The organism is Nocardioides asiaticus (genome assembly GCF_040049175.1).
In the GTDB taxonomy this organism is placed as follows: Bacteria; Actinomycetota; Actinomycetes; order Propionibacteriales; family Nocardioidaceae; genus Nocardioides; species Nocardioides cheoyonin.
The window spans coordinates 1093442-1111029 of record NZ_JBDZDM010000001.1 but is presented as its reverse complement, the minus strand read 5'-3'; the positions used below and the strand labels follow the sequence as shown (position 1 = coordinate 1111029).

Annotated in this window: 16 protein-coding genes; 13 read left to right on the top strand and 3 right to left on the bottom strand. The window is 71.5% G+C overall.

Going from position 1 to position 17588, the window contains the following annotated elements:
• Positions 1 to 4: 4 nt before the first annotated feature.
• The gene (locus ABLE53_RS05405) at positions 5 to 508 is read left to right on the top strand and encodes a type II toxin-antitoxin system PemK/MazF family toxin (protein WP_348857669.1); all 504 of its coding nucleotides are present in this window, start codon (positions 5 to 7) and stop codon (positions 506 to 508) included.
• A gap of 122 nt (positions 509 to 630) precedes the next feature.
• Positions 631 to 2016: an extracellular solute-binding protein gene (locus ABLE53_RS05400; RefSeq protein ID WP_348857668.1), complete on the top strand. Its 1386-nt coding sequence runs from the start codon at positions 631 to 633 to the stop codon at positions 2014 to 2016.
• Positions 2017 to 2019: 3 nt separating this feature from the next.
• Here the strand turns inward: ABLE53_RS05400 and ABLE53_RS05395 are convergent, their stop codons facing one another.
• Both ABLE53_RS05395 and ABLE53_RS05390 read right to left on the bottom strand, forming a co-directional pair.
• Positions 2020 to 3291 (bottom strand): HRDC domain-containing protein, encoded by a 1272-nt coding sequence (locus ABLE53_RS05395; protein WP_348857667.1) that lies wholly within the window; start codon positions 3289 to 3291, stop codon positions 2020 to 2022.
• On the bottom strand, positions 3288 to 3926 hold the full coding sequence (locus ABLE53_RS05390; protein ID WP_348857666.1) for a DUF3000 domain-containing protein: 639 nt from the start codon (positions 3924 to 3926) through the stop codon (positions 3288 to 3290). Before ABLE53_RS05390 ends, ABLE53_RS05395 begins: the two co-directional genes overlap by 4 nt.
• A 70-nt stretch (positions 3927 to 3996) precedes the next feature.
• On the opposite strand from ABLE53_RS05390, the gene hemE reads away from it, so the two are divergent.
• Positions 3997 to 5088 (top strand): uroporphyrinogen decarboxylase, encoded by a 1092-nt coding sequence (gene hemE, locus ABLE53_RS05385; RefSeq protein ID WP_425474840.1) that lies wholly within the window; start codon positions 3997 to 3999, stop codon positions 5086 to 5088.
• A gap of 9 nt (positions 5089 to 5097) precedes the next feature.
• Here hemE and ABLE53_RS05380 read toward each other — a convergent pair whose 3' ends face one another.
• On the bottom strand, positions 5098 to 6015 hold the full coding sequence (locus tag ABLE53_RS05380; RefSeq protein WP_348857665.1) for a LysR family transcriptional regulator: 918 nt from the start codon (positions 6013 to 6015) through the stop codon (positions 5098 to 5100).
• A 333-nt stretch (positions 6016 to 6348) separates the two neighbouring features.
• Between ABLE53_RS05380 and ABLE53_RS05375 the strand changes: the two genes are divergently transcribed.
• The 10 genes from ABLE53_RS05375 to ABLE53_RS05330 all read left to right on the top strand — a co-directional run bounded on the left by ABLE53_RS05375 (position 6349) and on the right by ABLE53_RS05330 (position 17544).
• On the top strand, positions 6349 to 7647 hold the full coding sequence (locus ABLE53_RS05375) for an ABC transporter substrate-binding protein (protein ID WP_348857663.1): 1299 nt from the start codon (positions 6349 to 6351) through the stop codon (positions 7645 to 7647).
• Positions 7644 to 8594 (top strand): carbohydrate ABC transporter permease, encoded by a 951-nt coding sequence (locus ABLE53_RS05370; protein WP_348857662.1) that lies wholly within the window; start codon positions 7644 to 7646, stop codon positions 8592 to 8594. The genes ABLE53_RS05375 and ABLE53_RS05370 overlap by 4 nt, the downstream gene beginning before the upstream one ends.
• Positions 8591 to 9412 carry a carbohydrate ABC transporter permease gene (locus tag ABLE53_RS05365; protein WP_348857661.1) on the top strand — a complete coding sequence of 274 codons (822 nt, stop codon included), beginning with the start codon at positions 8591 to 8593 and terminating at the stop codon, positions 9410 to 9412. The genes ABLE53_RS05370 and ABLE53_RS05365 overlap by 4 nt, the downstream gene beginning before the upstream one ends.
• A 22-nt stretch (positions 9413 to 9434) precedes the next feature.
• The gene (locus tag ABLE53_RS05360; protein WP_348857660.1) at positions 9435 to 10814 is read left to right on the top strand and encodes an LLM class flavin-dependent oxidoreductase; all 1380 of its coding nucleotides are present in this window, start codon (positions 9435 to 9437) and stop codon (positions 10812 to 10814) included.
• Positions 10811 to 11986, top strand: coding sequence for an acyl-CoA dehydrogenase family protein (locus ABLE53_RS05355; protein WP_348857659.1), 1176 nt, complete (start codon positions 10811 to 10813; stop codon positions 11984 to 11986). The genes ABLE53_RS05360 and ABLE53_RS05355 overlap by 4 nt, the downstream gene beginning before the upstream one ends.
• Positions 11987 to 12031: 45 nt before the next feature.
• Positions 12032 to 13345, top strand: a complete 1314-nt coding sequence (locus ABLE53_RS05350) for an acyl-CoA dehydrogenase family protein (RefSeq protein ID WP_348857658.1) — start codon at positions 12032 to 12034, stop codon at positions 13343 to 13345.
• A 76-nt stretch (positions 13346 to 13421) separates the two neighbouring features.
• Positions 13422 to 14522 carry a dimethylsulfone monooxygenase SfnG gene (gene sfnG / locus ABLE53_RS05345; protein ID WP_348857657.1) on the top strand — a complete coding sequence of 367 codons (1101 nt, stop codon included), beginning with the start codon at positions 13422 to 13424 and terminating at the stop codon, positions 14520 to 14522.
• A complete protein-coding gene (locus ABLE53_RS05340) occupies positions 14519 to 15760 on the top strand; it encodes an SfnB family sulfur acquisition oxidoreductase (protein ID WP_348857656.1) in 1242 nt (413 codons plus the stop codon). The genes sfnG and ABLE53_RS05340 overlap by 4 nt, the downstream gene beginning before the upstream one ends.
• Before the next feature lie 30 nt (positions 15761 to 15790).
• A complete protein-coding gene (locus ABLE53_RS05335; RefSeq protein ID WP_348857655.1) occupies positions 15791 to 16972 on the top strand; it encodes an LLM class flavin-dependent oxidoreductase in 1182 nt (393 codons plus the stop codon).
• A complete protein-coding gene (locus ABLE53_RS05330) occupies positions 16969 to 17544 on the top strand; it encodes a flavin reductase family protein (protein WP_348857654.1) in 576 nt (191 codons plus the stop codon). The genes ABLE53_RS05335 and ABLE53_RS05330 overlap by 4 nt, the downstream gene beginning before the upstream one ends.
• Positions 17545 to 17588 lie beyond the last annotated feature (44 nt).

The following is a 17588-nucleotide window of genomic DNA, read 5'->3' as shown; positions in this document are numbered from 1 at the left end:
CGCCGTGAGGCGCTCCCGGTCCGGCGTGCTCCCTTCTCTGCTGAGGCGGGGTCTCGACAGGCTCGACCGACGGACGGGCAGGGTCGGACGACGGCTGCCCTTCCCCGCCCGCTGGCGGGCGTCGTACGCCCCCGAGCGCGACGGGTTGCCCGACCCGGGCGAGGTCTGCTGGGCATGGGTGCCCTACGAGGACGACCCGAGCCAGGGCAAGGACCGGCCGGTGCTGATCATCGCCCGCCGCGAGGCCGGTGCCGGCGCCGAGCGGCTGCTCGCGCTGATGCTCACCAGCAAGGACCACGACCGCGACGCGGCCGACGAGGCGCGCTGGGGCCGCTACTGGATGGACGTCGGCAGCGGGGGCTGGGACCGCGAGCGGCGCCCGTCCGAAGTGCGGCTGGACCGGCTGATCGAGCTCACCGCGACCGGCGTACGCCGGGAGGGGACCGCGCTCGACAAGGGCATGTTCGAGCGGGTCATCGCCGAGGCGCGCCGCTTCCACGACCTCTGACGACCGGGCAGCCACGTCCCCGGTGAACGGGTTGTGAACAAGGTCGGGATCGGTCGGTACAGTGGGGCGGCCCGGCGATGCCGGAGCGTGAGTGAGTCGTAGCTGGAAGGCGGGGGTCGTCGGTGGGATCGCACGTGCGGTCGGTCGCCGGTCTCGTCGCCGCAGCCGTCGTCCTGACCGGGACGCTCGCGGGCTGCGGTGACGACGAGCCGGGCGCGAGCGGGACACCCTCGGCGACGCCGAGCAGCGCATCCTCCGCCTCCTCCGCATCCTCCGCCTCCTCCGCAGAGCCGGTCACCCTGACCTTCGGCGTCTACGGCAAGTCGCCGGTGGTGAAGGCCTACAGCGCAGCCGCGAAGGCCTACCACCAGGTCGACCCGAGCGTCACGATCAAGATCAAGTCGTGGCCGGACGAGTACTCCATGACGAGCAGCCTCACCGGCAGCGGCGAGGCGCCGGACGTCTTCCTCACCCCGCGCGCCGACGTCTCGCGGCTCAGCGCCGCCGGCGTCGTACAGCCCGTCGACACCTACCTCGAGGCCCGCAACATCGACCTCGGGGACAGCTACTCGCGGGCCGCGGTCAACGACTTCTCGCTGGACAAGCACCTCGTCTGCATGCCGTACGCCGTCTCGCCCGACGTGCTCTACGTCAACACCGACCTGGTCGACTTCGACGCGATGAAGAAGCGCGGGCTCGACGTCCCGGACGCGCCCGAGACCGGCACCTGGGACCTCGACGACTTCGCCGCAGCGATGAAGTTCGCAACCAGGCCGCGCAAGCACATCGCGGGGATGTACGCCGCGCCGAACCTCCGCGGACTCGCACCGTGGCTGACCGCAGCGGGCGGGTCGTTGGTGGACGACCCGAAGAACCCGACCCGGCTCGCGCTCGAGGACAGCACCGATGCGATCAAGGCGCTGTGGCCGACCGTGCTCAACCAGCGCTTCCGACTCAGCGCGACGCAGCTGGAGCAGGCCACGCCGCTGCGATGGTTCGAGCGCGGACAGCTGGCGGTGCTGCCCGGCGACCGGTCGCTCGTCCCGCACCTACGCGGCGTGCCCGGGCTGCACTGGAACGTCATGGCGATCCCGAGCACCGGCGACCCGGCGACCGTCGGCGACTACAGCGGCCTGTGCCTGAGCGAGCAGACCGAGGACCCGGACGTCGCCGCCGACTTCCTCGCCTACCTCGTCTCGGCGAAGGCCGTCGCCGAGGTGGCCAGGACCGGCTACGTCGTCCCCGTCAACCAGCAGGTGGCGTACGCCGACGCGTTCGTCCAGCCCAACCGCGCACCCGCGAACGCTGCGGTGTTCACGTCCGCGATCAAGGGGATGACCGCGATCCCCGCGCCGCACACCTTCGACCAGCTCCAGATCGTCGCCGGACCGCAGATCAGCAAGCTGCTGCATCCGGGGATCGACGTCGAGTCCGTCACGCAGACGATCGACGACCTGAGCACCAACGTGCTGCGCCCCGTGACGCCGTCGGCCAGCCCGACCGGCTGAGCCTCACTCCTCCGACTCCGCCCGCAGGATCGCGTCGGTGAGCAGCGGGGCGGTGAGGGCGATCTGCCAGCCGCGGGCGCCGTACCCGTCCAGCAGGCCGATGACGGCGTCGAGCAGGGCGCCGGGATCGCGGGTGCGCGGGGGCGCCCACAGCACCCGCCGCAGGTGGTCGGGGGTGAGGAGGTTCTCGACCGGCAGGTTGCGCTCCTCGGCGAGCCCGCCGAGCGCCGTACGCGCGAGGGTGAGCCGCCGGGCGGCGACGGGGTCCTTGTCGGCCCAGGCCCGGGGCGCCGGCGGCCCGTCGCCGCGCGGGGTGCGTGCGGGCAGCTCCTCGTCGGACATCGCCAGCACGCGCTGGATCGTCTCGACCCAGACCCGCGAGTAGCGCTCGGCGCCGCGTCCGTGGAAGCCCTTGAGGGAGAGCAGCCTCTGGCGGTCCGTCGGCAGCTCCTGGGCGGCGACGACGATGGCGGAGTCGGGGATGATCCGCCCGGGCGTCACGTCGCGCTGCCGGGCGAGCTCGTCGCGCGCCTCCCAGAGCGCCTTCACCGCTCCGAGGCCGCGGCGGCCGCGGACCCGGTGCATCCCCGACGTACGCCGCCACGCGTCGATCCGCGGAGGGGGCTGGAAGCCGCGCAGGTGGTCGAACTCCTGCCGGGCCCACTCGTCCTTGCCGGTCTCCCGCAGCTCGCGGGCCAGCGCGTCGCGCAGCTCGACGAGGACCTCGACGTCGAGCGCGGCGTACTCCAGCCACGGCGTCGGCAGCGGCCGGGTCGACCAGTCGGCGGCGGAGTGCTCCTTGAGGAGCTGGTAGCCGAGGACCGTCTCGACGAGCGTGGCCAGCCCCACCCGCGGGTAGCCGAGCAGCCGGCCGGCGAGCTCGGTGTCGAACAGCTCGCTCGGGTGCAGGCCGAGGTCGGCGAGGCACGGCAGGTCCTGGGTGGCGGCGTGCAGGATCCACTCGGTGCCCTCGAGCGCCTCGACCAGCGGCGCCATCGTCGAGAGCGGGATCGGGTCGATCAGCCACGTGCCGGATCCCTCGCGACGCAGCTGGACGAGGTAGGCGCGGTTGGAGTAGCGGTAGCCGGACGCGCGCTCGGCGTCGATCGCGACCGGGCCGGCGCCGCGCTTGATCGCGGCCGCGGCGGTGGCGAGGCCGTCGTCGGTCTCGGTGACGCTCGGGAGCCCGTCTCGCAGCGTCAGCAGGGGGGCGGGCGGCGCCTCCGTCTCGGGGACGTCGGCCCCGGCGGCCCCCGTCCCCGTCTCCTCCGTCACGAGCCGCGCTGTCCTCGCCGGCTGGGGATGACCGTGACGCCGTCCGGCACGGGCGGAAGCCCGGCCGCCGTGCACAGCAGCTCGCCCCAGGCCTCCGCATGCGGACGTACGTCGACCGGCCCGGCGTCGTCCCCGGCGGCCACCGGCGTCCACGAGGCGCGGATCTCGATCTGGGCCGAGCCCTCCTCGTCGGACATCCCGCCGAAGCTCTCGGTCGCGACCCGGGTGACGGTGCCCGAGACAGCGGCGTACGACGCGCCGTGCGCCTCGAGCGCCTCGGTCAGCCACGACCAGCCCACCTCGCCGAGCATCTGGTCGGTGATCAGCTCGACGTCGATCTCGGCCCGCGCGTACGCGACGAGACGGAAGGTGCCCCCCGCCCAGGCGTCGTTGCCGTCCGGGTCGTGGAGCAGGATCAGGCGCCCGGTCGCGACGTCGGTGTCGGTGCCGTCGACGGGGACGGTGACGTCGGCGGAGAGGGCCGTGGCGTACGGCGCGATCCGCTGCGGCGCCGGCATCTCCTCGCAGAAGACCTCCGGGCGCAGGGTGGCGGCGCGCAAGGCTGCCACCGCGGCCCTGAACTCAGCAGGGCCGCGCGCACCCGCGTCCGGGCGCGTCTCCTCGCGCACGACCATGCCGCCAGCGTAGGTCGCTTTGCCTTCCGGCGATGTGCGCACACGCCGCACCAGGTGGGACCATCGTCCCGTGACGACCCCCCGAGCGGACGAGCAGGACCACGGCACCCCGGGGCGGGGCGCCCTGACGCAGAGCGCGTTCCTCCGGGCGGTCCGTGGCGAGAAGCCGTCCCACACGCCGGTGTGGTTCATGCGCCAGGCGGGCCGGGCGCTGCCGGAGTACCTCGCCGTACGCGAGGGCATCGGCATGCTCGAGTCCTGCATGGATCCGGACCTGGTCACCGAGATCACGCTCCAGCCGGTGAGGCGGTACGGCGTCGACGCGGCGATCTTCTTCAGCGACATCGTGCTGCCGCTCAAGGCGGTCGGTGTCGACCTGGACATCAAGCCGGGCGTCGGTCCGGTCGTCGCGCAGCCCGTGCGCACCCTCGCCGACGTCGAGGCGATCCCCGACCTCACCCCCGAGCACGTCCCGTTCGTCACCGCAGCCGTCCGGTCCCTGATCGCCGAGCTGGCGGGGATCGGCGAGCACGGCACCCCGCTGATCGGGTTCGCCGGCGCGCCGTTCACCGTCGCCTCGTACCTCGTCGAGGGCGGTCCCTCGAAGGACCACGCCCGCACCAAGGCGCTCATGTACGGCGCCCCCGACGTCTGGGACGCGCTGATGGCGAAGATCGCCGACATCTCTGCGGCGTTCCTCGAGGTGCAGGTGGCCGCCGGTGCCAGCGCCGTCCAGCTCTTCGACTCCTGGGCCGGCGCGCTGACGCCGCAGGACTACGAGCGCTTCGTCATGCCGCACTCCGCGCGCGTCCTCGCACGCGTGGGCGAGCTCGGCGTCCCGCGCATCCACTTCGGGGTCAACTCCGGCTTCCTCCTCCCGCTCATGGGCGAGGCTGGCGCCGACGTCGTCGGCGTCGACTGGCGTACGCCCCTCGACTGGGCGATCGGGCAGGTCGGCGGTCGCGTGGTCCAGGGCAACCTCGACCCCACGCTCGTCTTCGCGCCCACCGAGGTCCTGCTCGAGCGCGCCGCCCAGGTCATCGAGGCCGGCCGCGCCGCGCCCGGCCACGTCTTCAACCTCGGCCACGGTGTCATCCCCAGCACCGACCCCGACCAGCTCGCGCGGCTCACCGAGTTCGTGCAGGCCTACCCGCTGGACTGAGCGCCGGCCTCACGACGCCGAGCGCTGCTCGGCGGAGCCGTCGGACTGCGCGAGGAGCGCGCGGAGGAGCGCCTCGGTGCTCCCGCCCGACCTCGCCGTACGTGCCTGGAGGGCGACCATCGTCACCGCGGTCTGGTCACCGGCGATCGGCCGCGCGGCGATCAGCCCGGCGCGCTCGAGCGTGTCGCCTACGACCGAGAAGTCCGGCAGCAGCGTCACGCCGAGGCCCTCGGCGACCATCATCTTCCCCATCTCCGCGCCGTCGGTGATGTGCCAGCCGCGGGGCAGCGAACGACCGAAGACGCGGTGCGCGAACCGGTGCATGAGGTAGCCGGCGCGCATCGCCACGAACGGCTCCGCGCGCAGGTCGTCGATCCGGATCTCGCTCTCCTCCGCGAGCCGATGGTCGGCCGGGAGCACGACCACGGGCCTTCCCCTCCGCAGTGGCGTCGCGAGCAGGTCCGGGGACAGGTCGTCGCCGTCGAGGAGGTTCACCAGCCCCAGGTCGAGGGCACCCTCGATGAGGCCGACCCTGATCTCGTCCTGCTGCAGGTTGCGGATCTCGACCGGCGTACCGGTCTGCTCCCGCTGGAACTCCCGCAGGGCGGGGAAGAGCAGCGACGTCGTACCGGCGTTGACGGTCCCCACGCGTACGACGCGCCCGCGCGTCTCCTGGGACCCGGCCGCGACCCGGAGCCGGTCGACCGCCTCGAGGACCTCCGTCATGCTGCCGAGCAGCTCGCGCCCCTCGCGGCTGATCCGCGCGCCGGACCGGCGTCGGTCGAGGAGCGTCACGCCCAGCTCGCGCTCGAGCTTCGTCACCGCCTCGCTCAGCGCGGGTTGCGAGATGTGCAGCTGCTCGCTCGCGCGGCGCAGCGAGCCGTAGTGCGTCACTGCGGCGATGTACTCCAGTTGTTCGATGCGCATCGCGGGCTCCTGTAATAGTCATGTAACTTAATGCAGTTAATGGTTTTGCCGATCTCGCTATCGGTGCTTCCGATCGTCGAATCGGCTCGGCGCCCGTGGCCCGAGGGGCGACAACGTGTGATTATCCACCATGTCACTCGACTTTGATGGGGACTGAGGTCAGGTGCCGGGCAGCCACGGGGCGATGGGGCCCTGTCGCGCTCGAGGGCGCCACCGCAGGCGGACACGAGAAGGAACGTGCATATGAACGCGATGGTCCCATCCGGTCACCCGGGGCCGACATCGGTCGGACGGCTCGCGGCCAGTCGTCGCCAGATCCTGCGAGGTGCCCTCGTGGGCACCTCGGCCCTGGCGGCCGGCAGGCTCCTGACGGCGTGCGGCGGCTCGTCGGCGAGTGCTCAGGTCGATGCCGGCGCAAAGGCGTCGCTCAAGGGCAAGACGATCAGCCTGCTGGTGAACCAGCCGCATGTGATCGCCTTCAAGGACGTCCTCGCGAAGCAGTTCGAGAAGGAGTTCGGCGGCACGTTGAAGGTGACCGCCGCACCGTACGACCAGCTCACGTCGAAGCAGATCCTGGACGTGCAGAGCGGGGCGGGCCAGTTCGACGTCTTCGACTACTTCTACTTCGGCCTCGGCTCACTGGTGGCCGCGGACGCGCTGGTCGACCTGACCGCGTGGATCAAGTCGCAGTCCGACATCGACACAGGGGACTTCCTGCGATCGATCTGGGACCCGTACACGCTGTACGACGGCAAGCGGTACGGGCTGCCGTTCGACGGCGACACGCACATCCTCTTCTACAACGCCAAGGTCTTCGACACCTACAAGCTCGACCCTCCCAAGACCTGGGACGACTACGACGCCGCCGTCGAGAAGATCACGAAGGACAGCCACGGCAAGGTCTACGGCGCGGTCATCGAGGGACAGCAGGTGCCGATGATCCTCGGCTGCACCTTCATCAACCGGCTGGCCGGCTACGGCGGCTCGCTGGTGGACAGCGACGGGAAGCCGGACCTCAACACCGACGAGGCGGTCCAGGCCCTGACCGGGCTCATCAACGTCTCGAAGTACGCCCTGCCGACGCCCCTCCAGATCGGCTTCGACCAGGCGAACTCCGCCTTCCTGTCCGGGCAGGGCGCGATGATCGACACCTGGACGGACATGGCCCTGAAGGCGAGCGACCCGTCGATGTCCAAGGTCGTCGACGCGTGGGATGCCGTACCCCTCCCCGTCGGCGGCAGCAACACCAAGCCGCGGACCGCGCTGGACGCCGGCTTCGGGCTCGGCGTCTCCGCGGGATCGCAGCAGCAGGTCGAGGCGGCCGAGTTCGTGAAGTGGGCGACGTCGAAGGCCAACAACCTCGCGGTGGCGTCGAAGGCGGGCACCGGGATCGACCCGGCCCGCACCAGCGTGCTGAACGACGCGGCGTACAAGAAGTCGCTGCCCAGGGCGTACGACACGATCAGGACCGGTCTGGTCGGTGACCCGCTCGCGTGGCCGGCCGGACCGGACGACCCGGCCGGGCTCCAGGCCATGTGCGACGAGATCGCGCTGGCGATCCAGGGCAAGAAGTCGGCGGAGCAGGCGCTCTCGGACGCGACGGACCAGTGGCGCAAGGGAGCCTCGGGATGACCGTCGCCGAGACGACAGGTGCGCAGCGACGTCCGGCCCTCGCGCAGGGATCGACCTCCGGCCGGCGGCGGGTCAGGCGCAGCTCGCCGCGGGTGCCCTTCCTCTTCGCCGTGCCGTCGATCGCCGGGCTGCTGCTCCTCATGGTCTACCCGACCGTCTACCTGCTCGGCCTCGCGTTCACCGAGTCGAACCTCGCCCTCCCGCTGCAGCGCTGGACCGGGCTCACGAACTTCACCGACGCCCTCCAGTCGACGGCGTTTCCCGGCTCGATCAGCCGCTCCGTCGTCTTCGCAGCGGCCTCGACCGTCCTCGTCGTCGTCACCGGGACGGCGCTCGCGCTTCTCCTGCGAGCACGAGGGGACCGGCTGGGTGTCCTCGGCGTCCTGCTGCTGCTTCCGCTGGTGACCCCGCCGGTGATGGTGGGCGTGGCCTGGAAGCTGATGCTCGCGCCGGTCGGAGGCGCCTTCACCGGCATCTGGTCACATGTCGGCCTGGACGGATTCAACCCGCTGGGGTCGAGCACCGGTGCGTTCCTCACCCTCCTACTCATCTACACGTGGCAGTGGATGCCCCTGGTGACGATCCTCGTGTTCGCGGCCCTCCTGGATGTGCCGCGCGACCTGGTGGAGGCCGCCCAGCTCGACGGGGCCGGGAGGATCGCCGTCTTCCACCACGTCGTCTGGCCCTCGATCCGGACCACCGTCTGGGCAGCGCTCCTGCTCGCGCTGGTCCTCGGCTTCAAGGTCTTCGACCTCGTCGTGGTCGTCACCAGCGGCGGGCCGGGATTCTCGACCATGCTCAGCTCGTTCTTCATCTACCGCACCGGCCTGCAGAACAGCTACGAGATCGGCGTCGCCTCGGCCGCGACCGTCATCTTCGTGGCCGTGGTCTCGGCCGTGATGGCGATCGTCGGCATCGCCCGGAAGAGGGCGGTGGCGGAGGCATGAGCCGACTGTCGACGATCGCGCGGCCCCTGGGTCTCAGGCTGGCCCTGCTGGTGATCGGGCTGGTGGTGAGCCTGCCCCTGCTGTTCCTCGTCTCGCTGTCGCTCCGCTCGCCCGACGACGTGCAGAACGGTGGGTGGATCCCGAGCAGGTTCGTGTGGGCGAACTTCAGCAACGCGTTCGACACGATCCCGCTGGCGACGATGGCCAGGAACTCGTGGATCGTCGCCCTCGGAGCGGCGCTGCTCACCGTCGTGATCGCTGTGCCAGCCGCCTACTTCGCGGCGCGCGCACGGTCCGGTCAGCGATTGTCGGGCGTGTTGCTGGGCAGCTACTGCGCGCCGCCGGTGGCGGCCCTGCTGCCGCTCTACTACCTGTTCAAGGACGCCGGCCTCACCAACAACGTGCTCGGGCTGATCCTGGTCGACGGCCTGGCGAACGTCCCGGTCGCCGTCTGGCTCCTCGAGGGCTTCGTGCGTCGGATTCCCGAGGAGATCGAGGAGGCGGCATGGCTGGACGGTCTCTCGGCGGGGGCGACGCTCCGGCGGATCGTCGTACCACTGATCGCTCCCGGCATCGTCGCGGTCGGGCTGATCAGCCTCTTCCTCTCCTACAACGAGTTCCTCTTCGCGGTCTCGTTCTCGCAGCGCACCGACAGCCAGACCCTGACGGTCGGCCTGTCCCTGTTCCAGGGCGACCACACGGTCCAGTACGGACAGCAGGCCGCCGCCTCCCTGATCGGTGTCGTCCCCATGTACGTCCTCGCCGTGCTCGCCCAGCGCTGGCTGGTCGCCGGTCTGACGGCGGGCGGCGTGAAGTGAGCCCGCTCCCTGGAGGTCGGCGTTGAACCGCAAGCGAATCCACCTGAACGCGTTCGACATGACGTGCGTCGGGCACCAGGCCCCGGGGCTCTGGCGCCATCCCGAGGACCAGTCGTGGCGCTACAAGAGCCTCGGGTACTGGACCGAGCTCGCGAGGCTGCTGGAACGCGGCCGCTTCGACAGCCTCTTCATCGCCGACGTGCTCGGCCTGTACGACGTCTACAGGGACGGCCCCGAGGACGCGGTTCGCAGCGCGGCCCAGGTGCCCAACAACGACCCGACCGGCGCCGTCTCGGCCATGGCCGCGGTGACCGAACACCTCGGGTTCGGGATCACGGTCTCCCTCACCTACGAGCAGCCGTACTCGTTCGCGCGCCGGATGAGCACCCTCGACCACCTCACCGAGGGTCGCGTGGCGTGGAACATCGTCACGTCCTACCTCGAGTCGGCTGCGCGGAATCTCGGCCTCGTCCGCCAGGTGCCGCACGAGGAGCGCTACGCCGTCGGCGAGGAGTTCCTCGAGGTCTGCTACAAGCTCTGGGAGGGTTCCTGGGAGGACGACGCCGTCGTACGGGACGCGGCGAGAGGCACCTTCGCCGACCCGGCGAAGGTGCATCCCATCGAGCACAAGGGCACCTACTTCGAGGTCCCGGGCATCTTCCTCTCCGAGCCGTCGCCGCAACGTACGCCGGTCCTGTTCCAGGCCGGAGCCTCGCCGACGGGTCGCGCCTTCGCCGCCGGCCACGCCGAGGCTGTCTTCGTCACGGCCACCAGGCCCGAGCTGCTCCGGACCTACGTGGACGACGTCAGACGGCTGGCCGGGGAGAGCGGCCGCGACCCCGAGAGCGTCAAGATCTTCACCCTCGTGACGATCGTGACCGCACCTACGGACGAGGAGGCGGAGGCGAAGCACGCCGACTACCGACGGTACGTCGACCTCGACGGTGCGCTCACGCTGTACGGCGGCTGGAGCGGGCTCGACCTCTCGGGGTATGACCCCGACGAGCCGCTGGAGTACGTCGAGACCGAGGCGGTGCGCAGCGCGGTCGAGGCCTTCTCTCGAGCCGACCCCGATCGCACCTGGACGCCTCGTGAGATCGCGGAGTGGGTCGGGATCGGCGGGATGGGGCCGGTGATCGTCGGCGGCCCGGAGCGCGTCGCCGACGAGCTGGAGCGATGGATCGACGAGTCTGGGGCCGACGGCTTCAACGTCGCCTACGCCGTCACGCCCGGGTCGTTCGTCGACCTCGTCGACCTCGTCGTCCCCGAGCTCCAGAGACGCGGCCGGGTGCGCACGGACTACGACGGCGACACGCTGCGCGAGAGCCTCTACGGCCCAGGTCAGCAGCGGCTGCGCAGCGACCACCCCGGCATCCAGTACAGACGAAAGGCGACGAAGTGAGCGGCGTACACGACGAGTGGCTGAGCCAGGCGGAGGACGTAGCCGCTGACCTGGCCAAGGATGCACTCGAGCGCGACCGCGTCGGAGCCCAGCCCCACGCGGAGGTCGAGAAGCTGCGGGCGGCTGGCCTGCCAGCGCTCCTGGTCCCCTCGGAGCTGGGTGGCGGCGGCGGGGACTGGGCGACGGCGCTCGGGGTCGTCCGAAGCCTGGCGGCCGCCGACGGCTCGATCGCGCAGATCCTCGGCTACCACTACGTGAACCTCGCGCAACTGTGGTTCAGCGGCACCGCCGAGCAGCAGAAGCGGTGGGGAAGCGCGACGGCGGAGGGCCAGCTCATGTGGGGCGACGCGGTAAACCCGCTCGACCCGGAGCTCGTGCTGCGTGCCGACGCGGGTGGGCTCCGGCTGTTCGGCACGAAGTCGTTCGCCACCGGCTCGTCGGTGGGTGACGTGATCGTCGTGTCGGCCGAGCGCGAGAGCGATGGCGAGCCGGTGCTGGCGCTGGTGCGCGCCGATGCCACCGGGATCGACTTCGACACGACGTGGGACAACCTCGGTCAGCGGCTCTCCGCCAGTGGGGGCGTCACCTTCGACGGAACACCGGTCGACCCTGCAGACGTCCTCGGGTCCCTCAGGCCCGACCGCGTCACGCCGTACGCGTCGCTGGTCACGCCGGCCATCCAGGCGGTCTTCGGGCATCTCTATCTCGGCATCGCCGAGGGTGCCCTGCGCGCTGCGAGGGACTACACGCGCACGACGAGCCGCCCGTGGGCTCTGTCCGGCGTCGCCACCGCGGTCGCTGATCCGTACGTCCTCGGCACGTACGGCGAGCTCGTCGCGCGCGCCCGGTCGGTCGCAGCGCTCGGAGGCGAGGCGGCGGCCGCCCTCGACGAGGCGTACGCCGCCGGCGACCGACTCACGTGGGACGAGCGCGGCGAGGTCGCCGTCCTGATCGCGGCGCTGAAGGTCGTCTCGACCGAGCTCGGCACCGAGGCGACGAACCGGATCTTCGAGGTGACCGGCGCGCGGGCGACGAACAACCGCCACGGCTTCGACCTGTTCTGGCGCAACGTGCGCACGCACACGCTTCACGACCCGGTGGCCTACAAGCGGCGCGAGGTCGGTGACCACTTCCTGACCGGTGCCTACCCCGACTTCACGCTCTACACCTGACCACCCGACGCCGACCATCCACCGCGCTCTCGGAGGAGACAACCCGTGACGACGTCCCTGGGACCCTCGCTCGACACGCCCGCCTACCGGGCCCTGCGCTCCCGGTTCCAGCCGCTCCTCGAGCAGATCGCGGCCGGAGCCCTGGCGCGCGAGCGGGCCGGGGAGCTACCGGCGGAGCCGATGGAGGCACTCAAGCGCACCGGCTTCGGGGCGCTCCGGGTGCCGGAGCCCTACGGCGGCGGGGGAGTGGACCTGGTGGAGCTGACGGCCCTGTGGATCGACCTGGCGGCCGCCGACAGCAACCTCTCCCAGGCGCTCCGCGGACACTTCGCGCTGGCCGAGGACCGCGCCTGGCAGCATGCCCGCGGGATGGACCAGAAGGTCTGGTTCGATCGCTTCGTCGCGGGCGAGATCGCGGGGAACGCCTGGACCGAGGTCGGAGCGACGCCCATGGGTGGACTCAACACCGTCGCAGCCGCCGCCGACGACGGATACGCCGTGACCGGGCAGAAGTACTACACGACAGGCTCGATCTTCGCCGAGTGGGCCGACGTCTATGCACGCCGGGTGACGCCCGACGGCGCCGAGGACCTCGTCATCGCACTCGTCGACCTCCGACACCCGGGGGCGAGCGTCAGCGACGACTGGGACGGCTTCGGTCAGCGGGGCACCGGCAGCGGCACCACGACCTTCGACGCCGTCCCGGCTGTGGAGGTCATCCCGTTCACCGACCGGTTCCCGTACCAGACGGCGTTCTACCAGCTCAACCTCCTCGCGACGCTCGCCGGCATCGGCCGCGCCGCTCTCACCGAGACCGTCGGCCAGGTGCGCGGACGATCCCGCAACTACTCCCACGCCAACGCGGCTCGGGTCCGGGACGACCCGCAGGTACTGGCCCGTGTTGGCCAGGTCCAGGCGAAGGCGTACGCCGCGGAGGCGACCGCCCTGCGGGTCGCCTCCGCCCTGCAGCGCGTGTTCGACGGCGCCGCGGGCTCCGACCAGGAGATCGAGCGGCTCAACGAGGCGGCGGAGCTGGAGTCGGCCGCCGCCCAGGTGGTGGTCACCGACCTCGTCCTCGACGCCACGACGGTGCTCTTCGACACGCTCGGCGCCTCCGCGACCTCCGTCTCGCTCGGGCTGGACAGGCACTGGCGGAACGCGCGAACGGTGGCATCCCACAATCCGCGGATCCTCAAGGAGCGGGTGGTCGGGGACTTCCTCGTCAACGGCACGCCGCCGCCGTACGCCTGGGCCATCGGGACCACCGTGCGCGAGGCGGGCGGCGGAGCCAGCAGGGACGCGGCCTCCACCAGGGGTGAAAGGCCCTGCCTATCACCCCCTCGTCCGAAACACGCGTGACACAGGCCTCTCCAACTTGATCCGGGGCCTAATGTCGATCAATCTGATCCACATAAACCAGTTGGGAGGAGTCAGCATGACGGCAGCCGAAGACCTGAAGCTCGCCTACTGGGTGCCCAACGTCAGTGGCGGCCTGGTAGTCAGCAAGATCGAGCAGCGCACCGACTGGGGCTACGACTACAACAAGAAGCTGGCACAGCTCGCGGAGAACAACGGCTTCGAGTACGCCCTGTCGCAGGTCCGCTACATGGCGTCCTACGGCGCGGCGTATCAGCACGAGTCCACCAGCTTCTCCCTGGCGCTGCTGCTGGCCACCGAGCGGCTCAAGGTCATCGCCGCGGTCCATCCGGGCCTGTGGCAGCCGGGCGTGCTGGCGAAGTGGCTGGCCACGGCCGACCACCTCTCCAACGGCCGGGCCGCGGTCAACGTCGTCTCCGGCTGGTTCAAGGACGAGTTCACGAAGCTCGGCGAGCCCTGGTTGGAGCACGGCGAGCGCTACCGCCGGTCGGAGGAGTTCATCCGCTACCTGCGCGAGATCTGGACCTCCGACCACGCGGAGCTCAACGGCGACTTCTACCGGCTGCACGACTTCGACCTGAAGCCGAAGCCGCTCGCGTCGGAGGGCCGCCCGCACCCCGAGATCTTCCAGGGCGGCAACTCCAGCGACGCTCGCGGCATGGCCGGCCGGGTCTCCGACTGGTACTTCGCCAACGGCAACACCCCCGAGGGGATCGCCGAGCAGATCCGCGACGTCAGCGACGTCGCCCAGGTCCACGGCCGCCGGGTCAGGTTCGGCGTCAACGGCTTCGTCATCGCCCGTGACACCGAGGCCGAGGCGCGCGAGGTGCTGCGGGAGATCGTCGCGAAGGCCGACCACGAGGCGGTCGAGGGCTTCGGCTCCGCGGTCAAGCAGGCGGGCCAGTCGACCGGCGACAAGAAGGGCATGTGGCAGGACTCCGAGTTCGCCGACCTGGTGCAGTACAACGACGGCTTCCGGACCGGCCTCATCGGGACCCCGGAGCAGGTCGCCCGCCGGATGCTGGAGTACAAGAAGGTCGGCGCGGACCTGATCCTGTGCGGCTTCCTCCACTACCACGAGGACGTCGAGTACTTCGGGCAGAACGTGCTGCCGATCCTGCGCGAGCTCGAGGCGCAGGAGCTGGAGACGGTCGGATGACCGCGACACAGTCCGACGTACGGGTCCCGGTGCTGACCGCCGACGAGGCGGTGGCGACGGCGCGCGAGCTCGGCGAGCGGTTCGCCGAGGGGGCGGCCGAGCGCGACCGCAGCCGCACCCTGCCGTACGACGAGGTGAAGGCGCTCGCGGCGTCCGGGCTGCTCGCCATCACGGTCCCCGCGGCGTACGGCGGTCCGCAGCTGCCGGTGAGCGCCGTGGCGGAGGTCTTCCGGCTGCTCGCGTGGGGCGACCCCAACATCGCGCAGATCCCGCACAGCCACTTCGTCTACGTCAACCAGCTGAAGCTGCGCGGAACGCCGCAGCAGCAGGCCCTCATCCTCGGCGAGGTGCTCGCCGGGAAGACGGTCGCCAACGCGCAGTCGGAGTTCGGCACCAAGCACGTGCGCGACTTCCGTACGACGCTGACGGAGGCGGGCGACGGCCGCTGGCTGCTGTCGGGGGAGAAGTTCTACTGCACCGGGTCGCTGTTCGCCGACTACCTCGCGGTCCTGGGCCATCGCCGCCGAGCCGGAGGCGATGAGAACGGCGCGGACGGCCCGCTGGCCGTGGCCTGGGTGCCGTCGGACGCGCCGGGCGTGGAGCGGATCGACGACTGGGACGCCGTCGGCCAGCGCACCACCGGCAGCGGCACCGTCAGGCTCGACGAGGTCGTCGTGACCGACGAGTGGATCACCGAGTTCTCGCCGACGTTCGAGGGCCCGACGACATACGGCGCGTTCGCCCAGGTCCTGCACGCGGCACTCGACGCCGGCATCGCCCGCCGGGCGCTCGAGGAGGCCGCGGCGTTCGTGCGCGAGCGGAGCCGCCCCTACCCCGACGCCCGGGCGACGTACGGCGTCGAGCGGGCCGCCGAGGACCCGCTGGTGGTCCAGGCCCTCGGCGAGATGGAGCTCGCCGTCCGCGGCGCCGAGGCGCTCGTCGCCGAGGCCGCCCGCGCGATCGACGCCGCCGACGCGGATCTCACCGACGAGTCCGCCGGCGCGGCCAGCCTGGCCGTCGCCGCCGCCCGGGCCGCCACCACCGCGGCCTCGGTCGACGTCGCCTCGCGCCTGTTCGAGGTGGCCGGCACCCGCTCCGCGCTCGCCGGCCTCGACCTCGACCGGCACTGGCGCAACGCCCGTACGCACACGCTTCACGACCCCGCCGCCTGGAAGGTCCAGCACCTCGGGCGGTGGGCCGTCGACGGCACGCTGCCCCCGCGGCACGGCCAGCTCTGACCGACGTACTTCCCCTTTGGAGAGGACACCATGACCGACCTGAAGTTCCACTGGTTCCTGCCGACCAACGGCGGCGACGGCCGCTCCGTCGTCGGCGGCGGCCACGGCGTGAGCGCCGGCGACGGCGTGCACGGCCGGGCCGCGACGGTGCCGTACCTCGGCCAGATCGCCCGCAGCGCCGAGCAGCTCGGCTTCGACGCCGCGCTCACCCCGACCGGTGCCTGGTGCGAGGACGCGTGGATCACCACCGCGATGCTGAGCTCGGTCTCGGAGCGGCTGCGGTTCCTGGTCGCCTTCCGGCCGGGGCTGATCGAGCCCTTCCTCGCCGCGCAGATGGCCGGGACCTTCCAGAACCTCTCCGGCGGGCGGCTGCTGCTCAACGTGGTGACCGGGGGCGAGAGCGCCGAGCAGCGGATGTTCGGCGACTTCCTCGACAAGGACGGCCGCTACGACCGCTGCGGCGAGTTCCTCCACCTCGTGAAGGCGCTGTGGAGCGGGGAGACGGTGACCCACGAGGGCCCGCACTACAAGGTCGAGAAGGCCACCCTCTCCCAGATCCCCGACCCGTTGCCGGAGATCTACTTCGGCGGCTCGTCGCCGAAGGCGCTGGACGTCGCCGCCAAGTACGCCGACGTCTACCTCACCTGGGGCGAGCCGCCCGAGGCGGTCGCCGAGAAGATCGAGCGGGTCCGCAAGCTCGCCGCCGAGGAGGGCCGCGAGCTGAAGTTCGGCATCCGGCTCCACACCATCGCCCGGGAGACCTCCGAGGACGCCTGGGCCGAGGCCGACCGGCTGCTCCAGCACATCTCGCCCGAGGACATCGAGCGGGTCCAGAGCGGCCTCAAGAGGAGCGAGTCCGAGGGCCAGAAGCGGATGCTCGCCCTCAACCAGGGCTCGAAGGACGGCCTCGAGATCTACCCCAACCTGTGGGCCGGCGTCGGCCTCGTCCGCGGCGGCGCCGGCACCGCGATGGTCGGCAGCTTCACCGAGATCGCCGACCTGGTCGAGAAGTACGCCGAGGTCGGCATCGAGGAGTTCGTCCTCTCCGGCTACCCGCACCTCGAGGAGTCGTACTGGTTCGGCGAGGGCGTCCTCCCCGAGCTCAGTCGCCGCGGCCGCTGGCAGCACCCGCACCCGGTCGTCGGCCGGGCGGCGGTGCCGTTCGGCGCCCACTTCGGCGGCGACAGCCCCGGCAAGGCGGCCGCCTCGTGACCACGACCCATCCCGACGCCCAGCCTGCGACCCCCGACGCGAAGGACGTGCCCGTGACCCAGCCCGCGCTCGCCACCAACCAGGACCTCGACCCCCAGCGCCTGCGGCAGGCCTTCGGGATCTTCCCGACCGGCGTCGTCGCCGTCGCCGCGGAGGTCGACGGCAGGCTGACCGGTCTGGCCGCCAGCTCGTTCACCTCGGTCAGCCTCGACCCGCCGCTGGTGTCCTTCTCGGTCGCCAACAGCTCCAAGACCTGGCCCCAGCTGCGCCGCGCCGCGCACCTGGGGGTCACGATCCTCTCCGGCGACCAGGGCGCCGTCTGCCGCCAGCTGGCCGGCCCGGTGGGGCAGCGGTTCGACGGCGTACGCCTCAGCGCGAGCGACGACGGCGCCGTCACGCTCGACGAGGGGCTCGCCCGGTTCGACTGCACGATCTACCGCGAGGTGGAGGCCGGCGACCACGTCATCGTCCTGCTGCGGCTGCACGCCGTCGAGCACTCCGACGAGGGCGCCACCGGCAACCCGCTCGTCTTCCATCGCTCCGGCTTCGGCCGGCTCGCCGAGTCCGCCTGACGGCTCGCCTCACGATCCCCTCGCGGGGTGGTGGTCTGCACCCG